Origin of the sequence: Pseudoalteromonas sp. TAE79 (assembly GCF_000498015.1) — a bacterium.
Taxonomy (GTDB): domain Bacteria; phylum Pseudomonadota; class Gammaproteobacteria; order Enterobacterales; family Alteromonadaceae; genus Pseudoalteromonas.
Genome location: NZ_AUTL01000170.1, coordinates 17,294 through 35,031, shown reverse-complemented (window position 1 = coordinate 35,031; position 17,738 = coordinate 17,294). Strand labels below are relative to the sequence as shown.

Here is a 17,738-nt window from a genome sequence, read left to right as displayed (position 1 = left end):
TCTAAACCAATTGTTGTAATCTTCATTTTGGTCTTCTCCCTTTGATTATTGTAACCACTTTAATCATGGCACATAGATGCCGTATAGGGAGGAGACCATTACATCAGGTTAGCTAGTTAAAGTGTGTAACTAAAACTTAGTTTTGCATTACGCTCTTCCCCTGGCATACCACCTAAAAACATCGCTTTTGAGTAATACTTTTTGTTGAACAAGTTATTTAAGTTTAACTGCATATGCCATTTATCAGTTGTATACGATACAGCTGTATCGTAAGTCGTATAACTTGGTACGTAACCATCAGGAATCGAAAACGAACTTGAATTAGTACTTCTGTTATCTACAAATGTAATACCACCACTTATATTTACAGCCTCAGGTAAATTAAACATATCTGCGTAGTAGGTTACCCATGTACTTGCTGTTACGTAAGGCACACCTTTTTGGCGTGTGTCGTAACTGCTGCTGTTAGGATTACTTTTGTCACGTGCATCTTGATAAATACCATTTACGTTTACTTTCCATTTATCGTTCAAGTAAGCATTTAAATCAAGCTCAACACCTTTTGTTTGCTCTTTACCATCATAATAGCTTTCAGGTACATCTGAGCCTGATGTTAATGCGTCATAGAGTGGATTTGCATATTCTAAGTTAGTACGAGAGCTTTCAAATATAACAACAGATGCGAGTAGTTGGTCATCAAATGCTTTAAATCTAAAGCCTAGGTCGTTACTTATAGATTCTGAATCTTCTCGGTCAGCTTCATTACCTGCCACTGAGCCTAATACACTATACGCTGTACGCCCTTTTGAATGATTTACAAATACAGATAAATCTTCAGATGGCTGATACGTTGCACCAAGGTTATACGTTAAGCCAGAATCTGATGTACTCGCTTCAGGCGTTGGCTCTGCACGGCTAGAACTGTAGCGCTCATCAACACCAAAGTGCTCATAAGTTTGCTCAATTCGGTTATATGCCACACCAATACGCGTTGTAAGTTCTTCAGTTATGTAACCAACATGTTGAATGCCTAAGCCCCATGCTTGTACTTTTTTATTGTAGTCACTTGTTTTAAGCGGATCGTAATTTTCAAAGTTACCGGTTGGCCAATTTGGTTCTCTTATATCGTAAATATACGGCAAAGAACCTTGGTACGTTACATCACCATCATTGTTTGTGAGTACGTAATCTTGATCCCATATTGAGAATTGTTTAAAACGAATATCTCTATCTTCGTAGTTGGCGTTAACTAGTAATTCGTTATCTACGTCGCCTAACATAAAGTCATAACGTAAATCTAAGAAGTACTGCCATGATTTTTCATCTGCTTCTACTTGGCGGTATTCTTGGCGGCGTGCTGCATATGGGTAAAGTACACCGTCTTCAACTAATGGAGCACGGGGGTCGTTATTGATAATTCCATCGCGTGTTGAATAGACGTAGTTATATGCACCTGTTTGGCGCGCAAAACTTGATGTGTAGTTACGGTACTGTAGCTGCTGGTTTAAAAATAAATCGTCAGTAATGTAATAGTTATGCGTTAATTTAAAACGCAGCTCTTCACCTTCGTTAGCATCAGCCATTGGTGAAATAATACCATTTGTGCCAAAGCTATAAGGTGTTAAGCCATCAGATGCTGATAATGAATTAGCAAGTTGGTCGCGTTGTGCATCACTTAACTGTACGCCGCTTCCTGTCGGATCATTTACTAAATCGGCACCAGTTACTTCACCCGCGCTTAAGCCGTTTGCAGTTTCTGCATTGTAAATACGAATAGGGTGACCAATAGAATCAACCGCTATTTCATCTTTTATATAGGCTGCAGAAAGCATGATGTTTTGTCTGTCGTTTAGCACGTATTTAAGTGAGGTATAAATTTCGTCGCGATCTTCTTTTAAATCGCGAAAGCCGTCACTTGACGCTGTTTTAGCCATTACACGATAAGCTAAATCATCTGTTATAGCGTTAGTGCTATCAAACGATAATGAATAGCTATCCCACTGGCCAAGCCCAGCCGCAACTTTGTGTTTTTCTTCAAACTCTGGTTTTTTTTCAATTAGGTTAATTACGCCACCTGCACTACCAATGCCATATAAACCTGTTGCTGGGCCTTTTAAAACCTCAACAGATTCAACATTTGTAAGTGAACGAGTTGGGTTAAATGTATTCCCCAGGCCTGCACCACCATACATACCATCGTAGGTGTAGTTTGCATCTAAACCACGAATTACTAAGTTATCACCAATACCGTAATTATTACCTGCATGTGTTAAGCCACTTACGTTTCTAACTAAATCTTGTAAGCTATCTACACCTTGAGATTCAATCAGTTCTCGGTCAATAATTACAACCGGTGCAGGTGTTTCCATTAAAGACATGTCTGATTTAGTAGCAAGACCAGAGCTCATCACCACGCGGTTTTGCTTTTCGTATACGCTGATGCGTTCAATATCAGCATCAACTTGTGTATTTTTGGCAAATGCCATATTTGCATTTAAACAAGCAAGAGTAATAAGAGAGTACTTAAACGTTTTCATAGAGTGATAACTATTCGCGTTATTGAATTTGCGCGAATGATAATGGTTATTGTTTTTAAAGTGAATAGAAAGTTCATTTTATTTGATTAAATAAAACTGTTCGGATAATTAATAGACAAAAGCGAGTCTAATAGGGGGGCGGTGACCCTTTTATGGCATATTCAATATAGGTGAGAGTTTTATTAAGGCTGAGTAAACTCAGCCTTAATAGTGTGTATTTACAACTGGTTTTTATAAACAACACCTGCTTTCATTACAAAAGGTACTGCCTCTAAGGTTTTAATACTTTTAAGAGGATTTGCTTTTACCGCAATTATATCAGCTGCAAATCCGGTTTTAATTTGTCCTAACTGAGTATCCATTTTTAATAACTTAGCGCTATTAATAGTTGATGCTTGAACGGCTTGTAGTTCTGTCATACCAAATTCAACCATACGGCTAAACTGTTTTGCATTATCTCCGTGCGGGTAAATTGCTGCATCGGTACCGAACACCATTTTAACACCCGCTTTTACAGCACGGCTAAAGCTATCACGCTGCCTTTTAGAAACTTGGCGCTCTTTATTTAGGTTTTCTTCGTCTACGCCGTTTTGCTCGCCATAAGTTAGCGTATATTCGGTGTTATAAATATCCATAGAAAGCCAAGTTCCATGCTCTTTGGCAAGCGCTATCGCTTCGTCATCTAAAAAGCTCGCATGCTCTACGCTATCAACACCTGCTTTAATGGCTGTTTTAATCCCGCTTGTACCGTGTGCATGAGCTGCAACAGGTAAATCTCGCATATGGGCTTCATCAACGATGGCTTTCATTTCTTCAAAAGAATACTGCTGTGCACCTACTTTAGTCCCTTTTGAAAATACTCCACCTGTGGCGCAAAACTTAATAGCATTTGCCCCGTATTTAATATTTTCGCGTACTTTTATACGCGCAGCCCATGGACCGTCTGCGACGCCACTTGAAGTATATTTAAGCTCAGGAGGTAGGCGGTTGTTATCACAGTGCCCGCCAGTAATGCCGAGTGATGGGCCTGCAGCCCAAATACGAGGGCCAACTATGTCACCCGCATTTATGCCGTCACGCACGGCTATGACGCTGTAACCTTCAGCGCCAACATTACGTACTGTTGTAAATCCAGCTTCTAAGGTTTTTTTAGCAAAATGAGCCGCTTTAATCGCCATTCTAGGAACTGACTGGCCTAAACGTTCACTGCGCGGCACAGTAGGGTCACTCGTTAAATGCACATGCATATCCATTAAACCTGGCATAAGGGTTAAATCAGGGAGTTGAATGTGTTTATCATCTTTAGTCAGCGTTGGTTTTTTATTTTGTTCAATGTTTGTAATTACGCCATCATCAATAGTAATTAAGGGTGATTTAATGAGCTTGCCATCTTTAACATCAACCATGGCTTTAGCCGATAGGTATGTAACTGCATGGCTATTAAAAGCGGTTAAGCAGAGTAAGGCAATAGAGGTGCTGAGTAGTTGTTTTTTCATTTTATTTTTCTTTTAAATCATATTTGAATTAATAGAAATGTAACAAGCTCAGATAAAAGTGCAAATTTAATACGATGAATGCAATCTATCGTAATTTCTTTATTAAGCACGGTTTAATGCGCATAATTAAAAAACGATATTAAAAAGGATTATCATGAAATCAATTAAATTAGCATTAGTTGCCAGTGGCGTTATGTTTGCTTTAAGTGGCTGTATGAATACTGAGCTTAGTACACAGACTAATACCAGTACGCAGTTAAACACAGTTAACGCATCACCAGGTATTGTTTCAGAGCTTTCAGCAGAGCAACAACTCGATGTACTTGTTGCACAGTATTACGATGAATCGCTCACATATAGCCCCATCAGCGCAACGTACAATGGTCGTAATGAGTTTAACGATCAATTCACGCCTGTGATTTCAAAAGAAAATAGAGCTAAAAAAGCCGCTTTTTATAAAAAATATCAACAGCGATTAAACTTTATAGATAAAGCACAGTTAACAGGGCAATCGCTTTTAAGTTTTGAAATATTAGAGCGTGACCTTGCACTTAAATTAGAAGGCATGCAGTTCCCTGATTATTTACTACCAATAAATCAAATGGCGGGTGCGCATAACACCTTTGCAGGTTTTGGTTCAGGTCAAAGTGCTCAGCCGTTTAATACCGTTGAAGATTACACGGCTTTTATCTCGCGTAGCGAAGGTTTTGTAAAGTGGCTTGCAAGTGTAGAGCGTTCAATGGCGCAAGGCATCAAACTAGGTATTACGTTACCAAAACCACTTGCTGAAAAATTACAGCCACAATTTGCAGCTCATGTAGTTAAAAATGCCGAAGACTCATTATTTTGGAGACCAGTTAAAAAATTACCAGAATCGTTTAGCGAACAACAAAAGCAAAAAATTACAGCGCAGTATCGTCAATTGATTATGCAGCACTTAGTACCGGCTTATAAAAGTATGAGTGACTTTTTAGCTAATCAATATATTCCTAATAGTCGAGAAAGCGTAGGTTACAGTGACTTACCAAACGGTAAAGCATGGTACGAATACCAAATTAAGAAAAACACGACGCTTAGCTTATCTGCAGACGAAATTCATGACATTGGTTTAAGTGAAGTGTCGCGCATTTTAAGCGAAATGAAAAAAGTAAAAGAAACCGTAGGCTTTAAAGGTGAGCTATCTGAATTTTTTGATCATTTACGCGATTCAGATGAATTTTACTACGACACGCCCGAGGAGTTAATTGCGGCATATGAAAACGTTAAGAAAAAAATAGATGCGCGTTTACCTCTACTTTTTAACATAGCACCCAAAGCACCTTACGTTGTAAAAGCAGTTGAAGCCTACAGAGCGCAGTCGGCAGCAGGTGCATCCTATGCATCTCCGGCGCCTGATGGCTCTCGCCCTGGTATTTTTTATATCAATGCTTATAACTTAAAAGCGCAGCCTAAATTTTTACTCGAAACTTTATCGATTCACGAAGCAGCCCCGGGCCATCACTTTCAAATAGCACTTCAGCAAGAAATAGAGGGCTTACCTGATTTTCGCAAATTTGGTGGTTACACTGTGTTTGCAGAAGGTTGGGCGCTTTATGCAGAAAGCTTAGGCAAAGAGCTAGGTTTATTTACCGACCCTTATATGTGGTACGGACGTTTATCAGACGAGCAATTACGCGCAATGCGTTTAGTGCTTGATACTGGTTTTCATGCAAAAGGGTGGACGCGTCAACAAGGTATAGACTACATGCTTGCAAATTCGTCTATGGCTAAAAGTGATGTAATTGCTGAAGTAGAGCGCTACATAGCATGGCCAGGCCAAGCGCTTTCTTACAAGTTAGGGCAATTTAAAATTCAAGAATTACGTGATTTTTCTAAAACAGAACTCGGCAATAAATTTGATATTAAAGCGTTTCACACGCAAATATTAATTGATGGCGCATTGCCAATGCCAATCCTTGAGGAAAAAATTAAGCGTTGGGTTAAATCTCAAAGCTAATTTGTAGCGCAAAGCCTGTACTTTGAAAGGGTTTTGGCTTTGCGCCATTTACAGCAATACGTTAGAATGCGCGCTCTTTAGGGGGCACGAGTAAACTATGTTTGATCAACAATTAGCAAATACACAATTTTGGCTTAAAAAAAGCTTAAGCGACATGAGTCAAAACGAATGGGAAGCCATTTGTGATGGATGCGGAAAATGTTGTTTAAATACGTTTATTGATAGCGAAGATGAAGACGAATTTACCGCCACCGATCAGTTACGCGAAGGTGAGCAATTAATATTTACTAATATTGTATGTCAGTATCTTGATAACAACACCTGTGGTTGTAGCGAATACGAAAACCGCCAAACGCTTGTTCCTTCTTGTGTAAAACTCACAAAAGAAAACCTTAAAGACATCTTTTTTATGCCACAAAGCTGCAGTTACCGTCGTTTACATGAAGGCCGGGGTTTGGCTTCTTGGCATCCACTAAATAACGGTGGCAGCAAAGAATTAATGCATACATTGGGTATTTCTGTAAAAGACAAAACAGTAAAAGATTGTGATGTAGCTTTAGATGACTTTGATCTGTATGAAGCAGATTGGCCAACGAGGGATTGCGATTAATGACTGCGAAGATTGGTTTGATCAATCCTAAAAGCCCATCTAACGTTGGCGCAGTGTTAAGAGCTGCGGGTTGCTATGGGGCTGAACAAGTATTTTTTACTGGCACGCGTTATTTAAATGCTAAAAAGTTTCATACCGACACAAAAAATGTTGCTGAACGCATCCCACTTACTTGCGTTGACGATTTAGCAACAGCAAAGCCCGCAGGTGCGACTGTTGTGGTGATTGAACTAATAGAAGGTGCAACACCTTTGCCTGAGTTTGTTCATCCTGAAAACGCATTTTATATTTTTGGCCCTGAAGATGGCTCTATTAGCAAAGATGTACTGAACTGGTGCGATGAAGTGGTGTATATCCCCACAATCGGTTGTATGAATTTAGCAGCTACCTGTAATGTGGTTCTTTACGATCGACAAGCTAAACTCGGTGGTGTAGAAAGTTCTGATCAAACGATCATTCAAAGCCGCGACACCAATAATAAAATGATATGGCAGAAATAGTACAAACTGAATTAAACAATTGAAAAAGGGGCAATTAATGCCCCTTTTTTCGTTTAATTCCAAAAAAGTTATTACTTTTTAGTAATTTTGATCTCTGAATTAATAACAATCCCTTCATCTTTTATATCTGTTGCAAAATACACAGACATTGTTTGATTTTTTAATTGTTCAAGTTCTTCCGGGATCACTTGTCCTGTCTTTTTAAATACTTCGATGACAGGAGTCATTAATGAGCTGAGGTCAACTGCGGAAGTTAAAAATCCATTTTTTTCAAGCGCTTGTTCTGATAATGTATTTGCAATAGCCGCTGATTTTTCACCAGTGAATAAAACAATATGCTTTCCTTTTTTAGCTAATCTAATATCAAGGCCAGCAGGTAAAGGATAAGGAATTGCAGCATTGACACTAATTGCATCGCCGTTTTCTGGTATTTCAAGCTCCGCTAATGCAGGTAAAAATCCTTTAGCAGTAAAAAGTAAATTATCAGGATCTGTCGCAGAAAGTGTGATTAGCGCGTCTAAAGCTTTTAGTTGTGGCAGTTGATTTGCATCGGCTTCTAAAGCAAGATCTTGAATACTTACACTGACACCTTGAATACCATTAGCCATAGCGGTCATCATTGATAGTGCAGCTAAATTTGAGTCTTGAGTTTGTTGCTGTAAGGTAACAATAGGTGCACACTCAAATTCAGCTTTTTTAAATGTACTTGAGAGTATATTTAAAAGCGGTGGAATTTTTGAAATATCCGCACCATAAGCAAAGCTTAGCATTTGCCCGTCAAGTTTAGTTGTATGCTCAGGAACAAAACCCCGCACAGATTTTAATGTTTTAATAATATCTGTAGCAGTGCTTTGGAAAATAGCATCTGCTTTAAAATGAGCATCAGAGTTTGTTACTTGTATGTACGTGCTACCGGTTACTGATGCAGGCCAATAACTAACAAGATTGGTAATGTCATTTTGGCACTGTGGTGTTCTAGCTACCTCTAAAGCATTTGGATCACCCAATTCTTTTAATAGTTCATCAAGCATTTCACCTAGGCGTGATGGTGTTCTAGCGGTAATAGCATTAGCAATCTCAACATGGTCTACATACGCAATAGAGTGGCCATCAAATGAATAATTAGTAATATAGTTTTCAAGTTTAGCGGTTTGCGTCAATGATTTTGTTGGTTTATCAATTGCTAAAGCAAGACGTAAATCTTTAATTGTATTAAGTTTTGTATCAAACGTGATGGTAGCCCAGTTATCTTTAACAGACACTATTAAGTTTAATGTAATGTCATTTTCAAGTACTAAAGGGTACGTGTTGTAGTCAACACCTTCGATGGTTTGTGTTGTGAAGTTAATTCCCGCTTTATCAGCTGAGCTATTAATTGTATTAAATAAAGCCGCTTTATCTTCAAGTTGATAGCGTAATACTGGCATTAGACCAATTGTATAGGCTAGAGCTTTATAATCATCGGCGAATCCCCAGGCTGCTTTTAGTGTTTCATAAGATGCCAATGATGTTTGATATTGATCTAATAGAGATGCTAAAAACTGTGCATTGTTATCGTTACTTGCCGCTAAATTTTCGATCAATGGCGTAAAATCGTCTGCACCTTTCATTTGATCTGGAATCAAATTGAAATATTTACTATAGGGAAATGGTTTTAGCTGGCCATAAAATAAAGCAGTATCAGCAGGGACGTAATCAAGTTGAGCAAGTTCTAATGAGGCTGATGAACTGTCAGTTTGTGTATAGATTATTGCACCGGCCGCTACAGCAACTGCGCAACCAGCAAGTAGTTTGGTATTCATTTGGAAATTCCTTTTTTGTATCAGTACCAAGCGGTACGTTCTGTAGTATTTATGTTTTGTAAAACGATATCATAAAAGTGCGTAGCCTAGCGAGGAAAAGCACTATTAGTGTTGGTTGTAATGAGGGCACGGTATTATATAAAATTATTAATTTTTACTGCGATAAATCGGCAACAGTTGGTTAAGATGCAGATGCACTAGCAAAGCCACTGTTAATCTCACCCAAATAGGCCATTGCATAGTTAAATATAAAACGTTTACAAGAGGCTAAGTGGCGCGTCTATTTATCAAAAAATCAAAAATGATGGCATCGCCTTTATGGAAGTGCTAAAAGCCTTCCTGATCTTGTTTATCAACACAATTTAGGTGATAAAAATTTAAATTTGTTTTGATATGTTCTTGTAAAAAAATCACTGCTTTGGAAATTAGCCAGCATCTATGTCCATTTCCAGTTAATTAAATTCGTTAAATAGCGATACCATTAAATAAAAAGTATGGAACGGTCCAAATATTAGTTTGTGATCTTTTTATTGGACTGTGTAAAATCACATACAACTTGTTAATGGAGTGAAAATCACGTGAGTGAAATAAATACAAATAAAACGTTTGTCACTGAGCAGTCGCAGCAAAATAATAATTACTTGTTACCTTTGACTGCAATGACAACTCTATTTTTTTTATGGGGTTTTATCACAGTACTAAATGATGTACTGATCCCGCGTTTAAAAGGGGTGTTTGATCTTAGTTATACGGAAGCGATGTTAGTGCAGTTCTGCTTCTTTGGTGCTTACTTTATTGTTTCTTTACCAGCGGGAATATTGGTTAAGAAATTTGGTTATAAAAATGGTGTGCTTAGCGGTCTTATTGTGGCTTCTATCGGCTNTTATTTTATCCTGCAGTGGTCGTACATGAATATTGGCTATTTTTAACCGCATTATTTGTACTAGCCGGTGGTGTCACCATTTTACAAGTATCGGCTAACCCTTATGTTGTGGCGCTTGGGCCTGAAAAAACAGCTTCGTCACGGTTAAATTTAGCGCAAGCACTTAATTCATTAGGAACGACTATTGGGCCCTATGTTGGTGGCATTTTGTTCTTTGGCGCAGCAGGCTCATTGACTGCATCTGCGGCGACAGCAGAATCGGTAAAAATTCCTTATTTAATGCTTGCTGCAGCACTGCTGACTATTGCTGTTGTGTTTGCATTTTTAAAATTACCTGAAATCAAATCACACAAAGAAGAACTCGATTGCAAAGCAAAAGGTCACTCTTTAACGCAAGCCCCGCATTTAGTTATGGGTGTGTTAGGTATCTTTTGTTATGTTGGTGGTGAAGTGGCAATAGGTAGCTTTTTAGTTAACTTTTTCGGTGAAGCTCATATTGCAGGGCTCGAAGAGCATACCGCTGCCGCATTAATTGCCTATTATTGGGGCGGGGCGATGGTAGGGCGCTTTATTGGCTCTGCTGCATTACAAAAAATTGCACCATCAAAAGCAATTGCTTTTAATGCATTTGCGGTAATCGCGTTACTTTTAATTACAATCTTTACTGATGGCGACGTTGCTTTGTATGCTGTGCTGTCGATTGGTTTATTTAATTCTATTTTGTTTCCGACAATTTTCTCAGTCGCTATTCAAGGGCTAGGTTCATTAACCAGTAAAGGATCTGGTTGGCTTTGTTTAGCGATTGTTGGTGGTGCATTAGTACCGTTAATTCAAGGCGTTGTTGCTGATGCAATGAATATTCAAGTTAGTTTTATTATCCCAGCACTTTGCTATTGTTTTATCGCTTGGTACGGGTTAAATGTTGTAAAACTTGCGAGCAAGTGGCAACAAAAAATAAACTAAGCTAATAGTAAAACCTCTTTAGATAAATGCATTTGCAGCACTGTAAATGCATTTATTTTCTTATTATTCTCAATGAATCAATCGCACTCTAAAGTGAAACCTCGCAGTTTAGTTCATTACAAAATAACGACGGATATGCCACTGAATACGTATTCAATAGCTATTGTTTATAAAAATCACTGGAACCTTCCAATTTTGAGTTTGTTATTTTTTCGGTGCAATTACGGCATTGACTGTCTTTACTTGTCGATTAATTACTTTATGAATTTGTTATAGGAGTAAGCGCTAAACTAATTTTTTTACCATCCTTTATTATTGTTTTTGGCTATAACATAGCAACTGTTGGCGATAAGATAAGACAAAGAGCGTTATTTTTGTTAAAAAGTAGTTAGCTAACAACGATAAAAAAAATAAATAGGTGTGTCATGCAAAGCTCGCTAAAATTTACCACTAAGGTAACTATCGCAGCATCTGTGGTATTAGTGTTGGTGCTGGGGTTATTTACCATCAATAACTTTATTTCAATGCGCTCACAAACGCAGCAGCAACTGTCTCTAATATTACAAGAAAGCTCTCAATCGGTTTCACAAAATATTGCTAATTGGCTCAATAATAAATTAGCTATTGTTCAGTCTGTTGCGAAAACGCATCAGCAAAATGACACTAAGGAATTAACTCTTAGCCAACTCAATAGCGCAGAAATGGCAGGTAAGTTTAAAAACACCTATATAGGCAAACCTGATGGTACTTTTGTACTCAATGATCAAACAGTTGTATTACCTGCTGATTATGATGCCACAATCCGTCCTTGGTATAAGCTGGTAGAAAATAAAACCACCACAGCGTTTACGACTCCTTATATCGACGTAACCACCAATGAGCTAACTATCTCAGCGGTTGCGCCCATTTTAAATAATGGCCGCTTTAGTGGCGTCGCCGGCGCCGATATCGATATGCAAACCATCACTCAAATAGTCAACGAAATTGATTTTTTAGGTTTTGGTTATGGTTTTCTATTAGACAGTGACGGTCGCATTCTAAGCCATCCAGATATCAAATTAAACGATCAGAGTATGGCGAAGCTGTTTGGTAAAAACCTTGCTTTAAAAGCTGAGTTTGTCGAGCAGGAAATTGCTGGCATTGATCATCTTGTATCATTTACACATATCAAAGGTATTGAAAATGTAGATTGGTATTTAGGTGTGGTGATCAACAAAGATATTGCTTATTCATCAGTGGCTTCATTTAGAAATATGGCTGCGATATATATGTGTTTGGGAGTTATCGCGACGATATTAATGATGCAATTTTCACTGCGTTATTTGATGCGGCCTATGCAGCGTTTAAACGATGCAATTAAAGATATAGCCCAAGGTGAGGGGGATTTAACTCGTCGTTTAGAGATTGAAAACGATGACGAATTTGGTGAACTGTCAGGTTACTTTAATGCCTTTATAGATAAAATTCATACCTCAATTGACCAAGTAAAAACGACCACGGTTGAACTGGAACGTTCAGTGGAAAGCTTAGTTGAGCAAACAGAGTCAACGCTAACGATGTACAGTGACCAAACTAAACGCACAGACAGCGTTGCAACAGCGATTAATCAGCTGTCATCAAGTGCGATTGAAATATCAAGCAGCGCAAGTCATGCATCAACCCTTGCTACTGATGCGAATACACAGTCAGTACAAAGTCAAAGTACGTTAAATGATAATATTAATGCCATTGATGTGTTATCGCAAAATATGGAACAAGCACAACAAATTATTAGTAGTGTTGCTGAGCACTCTGCAAGTATTGGTCAAGTACTCGAAGTTATTAAAGGAGTCAGCGAGCAAACTAATTTACTTGCACTTAATGCCGCAATTGAAGCCGCTCGTGCCGGAGAGGCTGGTCGTGGGTTTGCCGTTGTTGCAGATGAAGTGCGCCAGTTAGCTCAACGTACTCAGCAATCAACCCAAGAAATAGAAAATACCGTTAGCCAATTACAGCAAGGTTCAGGCAGTGCCGTTGCGGTTATGAAAGCCAGTTTAGTTGAAAGCGAAAATACTGTAAAACAAGCGCAAGCAGCCGGTGAGCAAATGGCAGGAGTAACCAAAGCTATAAAAGCAATTAATGATGTAAATCATAGTGTTGCAAATGCGACCACTGAACAAAATCAGGTAATACAATCTTTAGATAATGATATTCATACAATTAGTGAGTTATCGCAACAAGGCCAGCTAAACTTAAATAACACCTTAACTGAGTGCACACGTTTAAAACTGCAATTTGATGAACTTGAAAAAATGGTGCTACGTTTTAAAGTTTAACGACAACGAGTGAAATTCAAAAGATAAAATAAATGATGCCGGAATCACCTGTAAGCCAAGGATGAAAGGCTAAATAACGTTGTTTCCAGTGAATACCAAAAGGCCAATAATGAATAATAGCCAGCTTATATATGTGTACGACCCAATGTGCAGTTGGTGTTGGGGTTTTCAACAGTGCTGGCAAAAAATCCAAGACGCCCTAGCGAATGAAGTTGATACTATTTATAAAGTAGGTGGCCTTGCTGCTGATTCCGATCAGCCAATGCCAGTAAGTATGCAACAGTTTTTACAACAAACTTGGCAGCGTATTGGCCAGCAAACCGGTGCTAACTTTAACTTTGATTTTTGGCAAAACTGTCAACCACGCCGCAGCACTTACCCTGCATGTCGGGCGGTGATTGCAGCACGTTATTTTAATAAAGAGCGGGTTATGCTTGGTGCAATTCAGCAGGGTTATTATTTATCGGCACAAAACCCATCGGATCTTAATACACTCGTTAGCTGTGCACAGCAAATAGGTATTGCTGCTGATGAGTTTTTAGCTATATTGCAAAGTGAACAACTTGAACAGGCGTTTCAACAAGAGTTAGCGTATGTTCAGCAGTTACCTGTGCAGGGTTTTCCATCGTTAGTTCTTTGTCATAAACAGCAGTACTTTGCTATCGCCGTAAACTATACCAACGCAAATGCTGTGCTCAGCACCATTCATCGCATACTTGCCGATTAATTTATTTAATCTCACCTCACTCATCATTAAAGCGTACACGCTTGTTAAATATTAAAAACTATTGCTTTATCTAAGGTAAAAAGCTGTATTTATAGCAGTTGTCATAAAAAGGACTTTTTAGCGCAACACCTCTGTCATTTTTCACCTATAGAATCTCGTTCATTGATATTAAGCAACTAGCAAATCCGCTAATTTAACGAGTAAAGGTGTATGCGATGAAAGGCGTTAAACCATTGATATTAGCTAGTATTGTAGCCATGAGTGCAACAGTGCAAGCAAGTGATTTAAATAAGGTTATCGATAAAAGCAGTGAAATTAACCAGTCAGCTGCGCAATCACAAACAAAAATAGACAAGATTGCAGACTCTATGCAGGGTCGTTTACAACAGTTTAAAACCCTTAATAAAGAAATTGATGGTTTGACAGTTTATAACGCACAACTAAGCAAACAGCTTAGTAACCAAGTGAGTGAAATGGAAGCCATTAACTTATCTATGGATCAAGTGTCTATTATTGAACGTCAAATTACTCCATTAATGCTACGCATGATCACAGGGCTTGAGCAATTTGTTGCTCTTGATGTGCCGTTTCTAACCGATGAACGTGAAAAGCGTTTAGCGTCATTAAAAGACATGATGAACCGTGCTGACATTAATTCAAGTGAAAAATTCCGCCGTGTTTTAGAAGCGTACCAAGTTGAAGTTGATTACGGCCGTACCATCGAAGCCTATACCGCGTTATTAGATGTTGATGGTCAAGAGCGTGAAGTCGATTTCTTACGCATTGGTCGTTTAGAACTTATTTACCTTACTCGCGATGGTAAAAAAGCAGGCTCATGGGATACAACAAGCAAACAGTTTGTTGCCCTGGATGACTCAACAATCAGCCAAATTAGTAAAGGTTTACGTATTGCACGTAAGCAACTTGCCCCAGATATGTTAACACTGCCAGTACACGCTGCGGATTAAGAGGTTAAAATGAAACTTTTTACAAAAATGACCAAAATTGCTTTATTTGGTGCCACCCTTGGTTTTGCGGGCAACAGCGTTGCTGCTGAAGCAATGGATTTAGACTCGTTATTAAAAACACTTGAGAAAGGTAAAACACAGCAGTCAGCACAAAATAAACAACGCGAGCAAGAATTTGCTGCACGTCAAAATGAACAAGTGCAAATGCTTAAAAACACTCAAGCAAAACGTAATCAAATGCTGGTTGAGTCTGAGCGTCTTGAAACACAGTTCGAAGAAAATGAAGTAAAACTTGCTAACCTAACCGATACATTATCTAAGCGTATGGGTTCATTGAAAGAACTTTTTGGTGTGCTGCAACAAGTGGCTGGCGATTCAAGTAATAAATTTGCAACGTCAGTAGTGTCTGCACAGCTACCTGGTCGTGGTGCTTTTATGGATGAATTGGCTCAAAAAATGGGCTCGACCTCTAAACTTGCATCAATCGAAGACATTGAAAAAGTATGGTTTGAACTGCAACGCGAAATGACTGAGCAAGGTAAAGTGTCACGTTTTACAACAGATGTAATTGTAGAAGGCGGCAACAAAGCTAAGCAAGAAGTTATGCGAGTGGGTGCATTTAACTTAATTTCTGAAGGTAAGTACCTTGATTATAACAACAGCACCAATACGTTAAGCGAGCTTACCCGTCAGCCTGTTGGCCGATACACCTCAACGGCGAATGATTTACAACAAGCTAAATCAGGCACTGTACAATTTGCACTTGACCCAACAGGTGGCTCTATTCTTGGTTTATTAGTTCAAGCACCCGATACACAAGAACGTGTTCATCAAGGTGGGACTGTTGGTTATGTGATTTTAGGCGTGGGTGTTATTGCACTACTTATATCACTAGAGCGTTTTTTCTCATTATTGATTATGGGCGGTAAAATTCGTCGTCAACTTAAAGATTCAGTTGCACGTGATGACAATCCGCTTGGACGTGTAATGAAAGTAAAAGATCAATTTCCGAGTGTTTCACACGACACACTTGAGCTTAAATTAAGTGAAGCTATTTTACGTGAAATGCCAAAAGTGACGCGTAATTTAACACTTATTAAAATCATCTCTGTTGTAGCACCGCTGTTAGGTTTATTAGGTACGGTAACAGGCATGATCAATACATTCCAAGCAATCACCTTATTTGGTACTGGGGATCCTAAGCTTATGGCAGGTGGTATTTCTCAAGCACTAGTAACAACGGTACTAGGCTTAGTGGTAGCAATACCAACGGTATTTTTATACACCTTACTTAATACGCGCGCTAAAAATATTTTGTTAACTATTCAAGAGCAGAGCGCCGGTATTATTGCAGAGCGTAGCGAGAAGGGAGCATAAACCATGGTGCTATTGATTGACTCAATCAATGCTATCCGTGATTTTCTCGACACTGGTGGCCAAGTTCTCTTGGTCATCGGGGTGTTAATCTTCGCGATGTGGTTATTGATACTCGAGCGATTTATTTACTTTTTCAACGGTTTTCGAAGCTATAAACAGGGTGTGAAAACCGATTGGATTAACCGTTCAGAACGTAATAGTTGGAACGCAGAGCAAATACGCGAAGCGATGATATCGCGAGCAGGTATGCGCTTAAACACCAATCTTTCTTTGATTAATGTGATGGTTGCTTTGTGCCCGCTACTTGGTTTGTTAGGCACTGTCACAGGCATGATAGAAGTGTTTGATGTAATGGCAATTACCGGCACAGGAAGTGCGCGTTCAATGGCATCAGGGGTATCTAAAGCAACTATCCCGACAATGGCAGGCATGGTAGGTGCGTTATCTGGGGTATTTGCCTCAACGTATTTACAACGAAAAGCTAAGCGCGAAGTAGAACTATTACAAGACAGCATGGTTTTAGACCATTAAGCAAAATTTTGATAAGCGGCTTATATAAAGTCGCTCATCCTAGGAGAATAAAATGAGAGCCCCGTTAGGAAACCTATTTCAAGAAGATGAAGCTGAAGAAATAAACATGACCCCAATGCTAGACGTTGTATTTATCATGCTTATTTTCTTTATTGTAACTGCCTCTTTTGTTAAAGAAGCCGGTATTGATGTTAACCGCCCTGAAGCTGCAACTGCTGTGAAAAAAGAGCGTGCAAATATCCTGGTCGCGATTTCAGATACAGGTGAAATTTGGATTAATAAACGTCAAATTGATGTACGCGCAGTACAAGCCAATATCGAGCGTTTAAAAGCAGAAAATCCACAAGGTAGCGTTGTGATTCAAGCGGATAAAAAAGCCACTACCGAAATGTTAATAAAGGTGATGGATGCCTCGCGCGCGGCGGGCGCATTTGATGTATCAATTGCCGCACAAGATGCGTCTTAAGGGCTAGTTATGTTGCGATATTTAGTTGCATTAGTGATAGCCGGTGTAGTGACTTTTATGTTGTTTTTAGGCATGCAGGCACTGATCACTGGCGGTGAAGGCGCTATGTCGGATCCGGTAAAGGGTAACGTACTTGATTTTGTTCGCTTGAAAAAAGAAGAAACCGTACAAAAAAAAGAGCGTAAGCCACAAAAGCCACCAACACCAAAAGAGCCGCCACCACCAATGGAATCACCGCAAATGCAAAATAGTGATGCTACAGCTAATGCTAACAACTTTGACTTTGGTGCAAACGTTGATGCGGATGTAAATTTAGCCGGCGGGTTAGCACTTGAAACAAGTGATGGTGAATATTTACCGATTGTAAAAGTGGCACCTGTTTATCCGCGCCGTGCATTATCGCGAGGTATCGAAGGCTACGTTATTGTTGAATTTATAGTAACTAAACAAGGCACTGTACGCGACCCACAAGTAGTAAAAGCAGAGCCTGAGTCACTCTTTGATAGAGCCGCGATGGATGCAGCACTTAAATTTAAATATAAACCACGCGTAGTAAACGGTGAAGCC

Annotated in this window: 12 protein-coding genes and 2 pseudogenes (1 of these 14 cut by a window edge); 11 read left to right on the top strand and 3 right to left on the bottom strand. The window is 39.0% G+C overall.

Going from position 1 to position 17,738, the window contains the following annotated elements:
- Positions 1-116: 116 nt before the first annotated feature.
- Positions 117-2,537 carry a TonB-dependent receptor gene (locus tag L655_RS0112870; RefSeq protein WP_024605237.1) on the bottom strand — a complete coding sequence of 807 codons (2,421 nt, stop codon included), beginning with the start codon at positions 2,535-2,537 and terminating at the stop codon, positions 117-119.
- Positions 2,538-2,755: 218 nt separating this feature from the next.
- A complete protein-coding gene (locus L655_RS0112865; RefSeq protein WP_024605236.1) occupies positions 2,756-4,033 on the bottom strand; it encodes an amidohydrolase family protein in 1,278 nt (425 codons plus the stop codon).
- Positions 4,034-4,187: 154 nt separating this feature from the next.
- Here L655_RS0112865 and L655_RS0112860 point away from each other — a divergent pair, with 154 nt between their 5' ends.
- The 3 genes from L655_RS0112860 to L655_RS0112850 all read left to right on the top strand — a co-directional run bounded on the left by L655_RS0112860 (position 4,188) and on the right by L655_RS0112850 (position 7,139).
- Positions 4,188-6,029 carry a DUF885 domain-containing protein gene (locus tag L655_RS0112860; protein WP_024605235.1) on the top strand — a complete coding sequence of 614 codons (1,842 nt, stop codon included), beginning with the start codon at positions 4,188-4,190 and terminating at the stop codon, positions 6,027-6,029.
- Positions 6,030-6,126: 97 nt separating this feature from the next.
- Complete coding sequence (locus L655_RS0112855) at positions 6,127-6,639, top strand: YcgN family cysteine cluster protein (protein WP_024605234.1); 513 nt, start codon at positions 6,127-6,129, stop codon at positions 6,637-6,639.
- A complete protein-coding gene (locus L655_RS0112850; protein WP_024605233.1) occupies positions 6,639-7,139 on the top strand; it encodes an RNA methyltransferase in 501 nt (166 codons plus the stop codon). The genes L655_RS0112855 and L655_RS0112850 overlap by 1 nt, the downstream gene beginning before the upstream one ends.
- A gap of 71 nt (positions 7,140-7,210) precedes the next feature.
- Here the strand turns inward: L655_RS0112850 and L655_RS0112845 are convergent, their stop codons facing one another.
- A complete protein-coding gene (locus L655_RS0112845) occupies positions 7,211-8,941 on the bottom strand; it encodes a hypothetical protein (RefSeq protein ID WP_024605232.1) in 1,731 nt (576 codons plus the stop codon).
- Positions 8,942-9,519: 578 nt separating this feature from the next.
- On the opposite strand from L655_RS0112845, the pseudogene L655_RS01000000125580 reads away from it, so the two are divergent.
- The 8 genes and pseudogenes from L655_RS01000000125580 to L655_RS01000000125575 all read left to right on the top strand — a co-directional run.
- Positions 9,520-10,787: pseudogene (locus tag L655_RS01000000125580) on the top strand (sugar MFS transporter).
- A gap of 425 nt (positions 10,788-11,212) precedes the next feature.
- Positions 11,213-13,102 carry a methyl-accepting chemotaxis protein gene (locus tag L655_RS0112835; RefSeq protein WP_024605231.1) on the top strand — a complete coding sequence of 630 codons (1,890 nt, stop codon included), beginning with the start codon at positions 11,213-11,215 and terminating at the stop codon, positions 13,100-13,102.
- Between the two features lie 109 nt (positions 13,103-13,211).
- Positions 13,212-13,829, top strand: a complete 618-nt coding sequence (locus tag L655_RS0112830) for a DsbA family protein (RefSeq protein ID WP_024605230.1) — start codon at positions 13,212-13,214, stop codon at positions 13,827-13,829.
- Between the two features lie 215 nt (positions 13,830-14,044).
- Entirely contained in the window at positions 14,045-14,797 is a 753-nt protein-coding gene (locus L655_RS0112825; protein WP_024605229.1) for a DUF3450 domain-containing protein, read from the top strand.
- A 9-nt stretch (positions 14,798-14,806) separates the two neighbouring features.
- Positions 14,807-16,174 (top strand): MotA/TolQ/ExbB proton channel family protein, encoded by a 1,368-nt coding sequence (locus L655_RS0112820; RefSeq protein ID WP_024605228.1) that lies wholly within the window; start codon positions 14,807-14,809, stop codon positions 16,172-16,174.
- A gap of 3 nt (positions 16,175-16,177) precedes the next feature.
- On the top strand, positions 16,178-16,705 hold the full coding sequence (locus L655_RS0112815) for a MotA/TolQ/ExbB proton channel family protein (RefSeq protein WP_024605227.1): 528 nt from the start codon (positions 16,178-16,180) through the stop codon (positions 16,703-16,705).
- A gap of 52 nt (positions 16,706-16,757) precedes the next feature.
- Positions 16,758-17,171, top strand: coding sequence for a biopolymer transporter ExbD (locus L655_RS0112810; RefSeq protein ID WP_004334764.1), 414 nt, complete (start codon positions 16,758-16,760; stop codon positions 17,169-17,171).
- Between the two features lie 12 nt (positions 17,172-17,183).
- Positions 17,184-17,738: pseudogene (locus tag L655_RS01000000125575) on the top strand (energy transducer TonB); it runs 50 nt beyond the window's last position.

Bases quoted from the DNA above. Each gene is read 5' to 3' on its own strand.
- L655_RS0112870 (WP_024605237.1), bottom strand. From the start codon at position 2,537: ATGAAAACGTTTAAGTACTCTCTTATTACTCTTGCTTGTTTAAATGCA.
- L655_RS0112865 (WP_024605236.1), bottom strand. From the start codon at position 4,033: ATGAAAAAACAACTACTCAGCACCTCTATTGCCTTACTCTGCTTAACC.
- L655_RS0112860 (WP_024605235.1), top strand. From the start codon at position 4,188: ATGAAATCAATTAAATTAGCATTAGTTGCCAGTGGCGTTATGTTTGCT.
- L655_RS0112855 (WP_024605234.1), top strand. From the start codon at position 6,127: ATGTTTGATCAACAATTAGCAAATACACAATTTTGGCTTAAAAAAAGC.
- L655_RS0112850 (WP_024605233.1), top strand. From the start codon at position 6,639: ATGACTGCGAAGATTGGTTTGATCAATCCTAAAAGCCCATCTAACGTT.
- L655_RS0112845 (WP_024605232.1), bottom strand. From the start codon at position 8,941: ATGAATACCAAACTACTTGCTGGTTGCGCAGTTGCTGTAGCGGCCGGT.
- L655_RS0112835 (WP_024605231.1), top strand. From the start codon at position 11,213: ATGCAAAGCTCGCTAAAATTTACCACTAAGGTAACTATCGCAGCATCT.
- L655_RS0112830 (WP_024605230.1), top strand. From the start codon at position 13,212: ATGAATAATAGCCAGCTTATATATGTGTACGACCCAATGTGCAGTTGG.
- L655_RS0112825 (WP_024605229.1), top strand. From the start codon at position 14,045: ATGAAAGGCGTTAAACCATTGATATTAGCTAGTATTGTAGCCATGAGT.
- L655_RS0112820 (WP_024605228.1), top strand. From the start codon at position 14,807: ATGAAACTTTTTACAAAAATGACCAAAATTGCTTTATTTGGTGCCACC.
- L655_RS0112815 (WP_024605227.1), top strand. From the start codon at position 16,178: ATGGTGCTATTGATTGACTCAATCAATGCTATCCGTGATTTTCTCGAC.
- L655_RS0112810 (WP_004334764.1), top strand. From the start codon at position 16,758: ATGAGAGCCCCGTTAGGAAACCTATTTCAAGAAGATGAAGCTGAAGAA.